The organism is Methylophaga sp. UBA5088 (genome assembly GCF_002414625.1).
Taxonomy (GTDB): domain Bacteria; phylum Pseudomonadota; class Gammaproteobacteria; order Nitrosococcales; family Methylophagaceae; genus Methylophaga; species Methylophaga marina.
The window spans coordinates 6,805-10,640 of record NZ_DIAC01000118.1; the positions used below are offsets into that span (position 1 = coordinate 6,805).

General features: G+C 45.5%; 4 protein-coding genes. 3 read left to right on the forward strand and 1 reads right to left on the reverse strand.

Annotated features, from left to right (window positions below; translation table 11 throughout):
- The 3 genes from B4K20_RS14780 to rlmF all read left to right on the forward strand — a co-directional run.
- On the forward strand, positions 1-1,202 hold a 1,202-nt coding region (locus B4K20_RS14780), incomplete at its 5' end, for a heavy metal translocating P-type ATPase (protein ID WP_289283496.1).
- A 176-nt stretch (positions 1,203-1,378) separates the two neighbouring features.
- Complete coding sequence (locus B4K20_RS14785) at positions 1,379-2,650, forward strand: O-acetylhomoserine aminocarboxypropyltransferase/cysteine synthase family protein (protein ID WP_289283497.1); 1,272 nt, start codon at positions 1,379-1,381, stop codon at positions 2,648-2,650.
- Positions 2,651-2,787: 137 nt separating this feature from the next.
- Entirely contained in the window at positions 2,788-3,678 is an 891-nt protein-coding gene (gene rlmF / locus B4K20_RS14790; protein WP_289283498.1) for a 23S rRNA (adenine(1618)-N(6))-methyltransferase RlmF, read from the forward strand.
- A gap of 15 nt (positions 3,679-3,693) precedes the next feature.
- On the opposite strand, the gene B4K20_RS14795 is transcribed toward rlmF, so the two are convergent.
- The coding region (locus B4K20_RS14795; RefSeq protein WP_289283511.1) for a GGDEF domain-containing protein at positions 3,694-3,836 on the reverse strand (143 nt) is incomplete at its 5' end.

The following is a 3,836-nucleotide window of genomic DNA, read 5'->3' on the forward strand; positions in this document are numbered from 1 at the left end:
AAGTCGCAGGCTATTTTGTACCGACTGTGATTGCAGTGGCCATTATTACCTTTATTGTCTGGTTTGTAGTTGGGCCTGACCCAAAACTGGCACATGCTTTAATCAATGCTGTGGCAGTATTAATCATTGCCTGCCCTTGTGCTCTGGGTTTGGCGACGCCGATGTCAATTATGGTGGGCACCGGCCGTGGTGCAGCTCATGGTGTGTTGATTAAAAATGCAGAAGCCTTAGAGAGTATGGAAAAAATCGACACGCTGGTTGTCGATAAAACCGGCACCTTAACTCAAGGTAAACCTGAGCTTTCTGTTATCGAAGCCGTTGTTGGCTTTGAAAAAAATGCTTTATTGCAGTGGGCTGCCAGCCTGGAGCAACATAGCGAACATCCGCTGGCAACCGCATTAATTGCGGCAGCAAAAAAACAAAATCTATCACTTGCTGAAGCCAAACAGTTTCAGTCACATACCGGTCAGGGAATCAGCGGCAGCGTTGATGGTAAATCTATTTTGTTTGGCAATAAAGCCTTGATGCAAGCCAATAAGGTTGATGTCAGTGGGCTTGAATCACGAGCAGAAGCATTACGTCAGCAAGGTGACAGCGTGATGTTACTGGCTGTAGACGGTCAAGCAGCTGGACTAGTTGCCGTCGCAGATCCGATTAAAGACACCACCAAAGCCGCTATTGATGCCTTGCATAAAGAAGGTATCCGTATTGTGATGCTGACCGGTGACAATCATGTCACAGCCAATGCTGTGGCAAAACAGCTGAACATTGATGAAGTGCATGCTGATGTGCAACCGGAACAGAAAAATCAGCATATTAAAGATTTGCAAAGTCAGGGACGTATTGTCGCAATGGCTGGTGATGGTATCAACGATGCGCCAGCACTGGCTCAGGCAAACATTGGTATAGCGATGGGCACAGGCACCGATGTCGCTGTTGAAAGCGCTGGCATGACTCTAGTGAAAGGTGATTTAAGAGGTATTTATCAGGCGCTCAAACTGAGTCGGGCCACCATGAAAAATATCCGACAAAACCTGTTCTTTGCCTTTATTTATAACTCGCTGGGTGTGCCCGTGGCCGCCGGGATTTTATATCCATTTTTTGGATTATTGCTTTCGCCGATGGTGGCAGCCGCCGCGATGAGTCTCAGCTCAGTATCCGTTATTGGCAATGCTTTACGCTTACGCCGGTTAAAGTTATAAGCTTTTCAGAAGCTTAAACTTGTTCTTCTTTAAAGCAGAGTCATGGTCTTGTGGCTCTGCTTTTTATATCTCATGTGACCAATTACCTCTCATCATGCGTACTCATGTTAATCTCTGCCATGTAGACAAGCTTAACCACAATAAAATGATATAACTCAGCGCTTATGGAGAGAATTATGCGATTAGAATCACTCGCCTTACATCACGGTTATGAATCTGAACCGACGACTAAATCAGCTGCCGTTCCTATCTACCAAACGACCTCATATACGTTTGACGATACTCAGCACGGCGCTGATTTATTTGACCTGAAAGTTCCGGGCAATATTTACACACGAATTATGAACCCAACCAATGACGTGCTGGAAAAACGTCTTGCCGAGATGGAAGGCGGTATTGCTGGTCTGGCCGTGGCATCCGGCATGTCAGCGATTACCTATGCTATCCAGGCGATTGCGGAAGCAGGTGACAATATTGTCAGCAGCACTCAACTCTATGGTGGTAGCTTCAACCTGTTTGCACATACCTTCCCGCGACAAGGGATTACGGTGCGTATGGCCTCTTTTGACGATTACGACAAAATCGAAAGCCTGATTGACGAGAAAACCAAAGCCTTATTCTGTGAATCAATTGGTAACCCTGCCGGTAATATCGTTGATATACAGCGTTGGGCTGAGATTGCTCATCGTCATGGTGTACCGTTAATTGTCGATAATACAGTAGCCACACCTTATCTTTGCCGTGTTTTTGATCATGGTGCAGATATCGTCGTGCATTCATTAACGAAATACATCGGCGGTCATGGCACAACAGTTGGCGGCATGATTGTCGACTCAGGTCGTTTTGACTGGGTGGCGAATAAAGATCGTTTCCCGATGCTTAACGAACCTGATCCTTCTTACCATGGCGTGGTCTATACAGAAGCATTAGGGCCTGCCGCCTATATTGGTCGTTGTCGTGTCATTCCGCTGCGTAATACGGGTTCAGCCTTGTCTCCTCACAGTGCCTTTTTATTAATGCAGGGTCTTGAAACCTTGGGTTTAAGAATGGAACGTCACTGTGAGAATGCACTGAAAGTCGCTAATTATTTGCAACAACACCCTAAAGTGGAATGGGTCAATTACGCGGCTTTAGAAAACAGCCCCTATCATGCGGTCTGCCAGAAAATTACCAAAGGTCAGGCTTCCGGTATTCTCAGCTTTGGCATCACCGGAGGCAAAGAAGCAGGTGCCCGCTTTATTGATGCTTTGCAGATGATTTTACGTCTGGTCAATATTGGTGATGCAAAATCACTGGCCTGCCACCCTGCTACCACCACTCATCGTCAGTTAAACCCGGAAGAGCTGGCCACCGCAGGCGTATCAGAAGACTTAGTGCGGATTTCGGTCGGGATTGAACATATTGACGACATTATTGCTGATATCGCTCAGGCACTGGAAAAAGCATAAAAACAGCTTTGTTTATCTCAACCTGATCTCACGGTCAGGTTGAGCATATTATTTTTTATTGCCACTCGCCACGCTTATAATGACACCTCTTTAAGTTGAGAGCGTTCTCCGTGCCATAGCCAACGCCTATCAAAAAAATGACTAAACGCCTACCTAACAAAGGTTTACATCCTAGAAACCTTCATAATCACGGTTATGACTTTCTTGGGTTGATAGCCAGTCATCCCCGCTTAGACGCTTTTGTATTCACCAATGATTTTGGTCATTTATCTATCGACTACAGTGATGCTGAGGCCGTCAAACAGCTAAATGCCGCTTTGCTGGCACATCATTATCAAATCAAGGACTGGTCTATCCCCGATGGTGCCTTGTGCCCGCCGATTCCTGGACGCGTCGACTATATCCACTACATAGCTGATTTATTAGGTGTTACAGATCGCACTAGCGATATCCGAATGCTCGATATAGGTATTGGCGCCAATGGCATTTATTCTCTGTTAGCCAGTCGGTGTTATGGCTGGCAATGTGTGGGCAGTGATATCAATGAAACGTCAATCAACAATGTCGCCACCATACTCGATAACAACAAAACATTAGAAACGCAGGTGACACTGCGTCATCAGCCAAATCCACATCACATATTTGAAGGCATCATTAAGCAAGGTGAGCGATTTGATGTGAGCGTGTGTAATCCGCCTTTTCATGCTTCTGCTGAAGCAGCATTAAAAACGCATCAACAAAAACAACATAATTTAAAGCTAAAAACCAATAAGCCTACATTGAATTTTGGCGGTTCAGCAGCCGAATTATGGTGCAATGGTGGTGAGAAATTGTTTCTCAAAAAGATGATTCGTGAGAGTCAGGCGTTTGCCGAGCAATGTCGTTGGTTTACGAGTCTGGTGTCAAAAATTGAGAACGTAAAACCCGCAATCAAGTTAATTCAAAAACTGGGCGCTACTGAGGTAAAACAAATTGATATGTATCAAGGTAACAAAATCACACGTATCCTCGCCTGGACGTTTAATTAAAACGGTCAGCAGTCGCTAACGAACCTTCACTAAGTTGCGACCAGCCGCTTTCGCCTCGTACATAGCTTCATCCACCTTGTTTATGGCATCGTCAACACTATAGGCGGGATCAAGGGATGTGACACCAATCGAGGCCGTTACTTGTAATGTGTTACCTT

Excerpts from the sequence above, each read along its gene's own strand:
- B4K20_RS14785 (WP_289283497.1), top strand. The coding sequence starts at position 1,379 with ATGCGATTAGAATCACTCGCCTTACATCACGGTTATGAATCTGAACCG.
- rlmF (WP_289283498.1), top strand. The coding sequence starts at position 2,788 with ATGACTAAACGCCTACCTAACAAAGGTTTACATCCTAGAAACCTTCAT.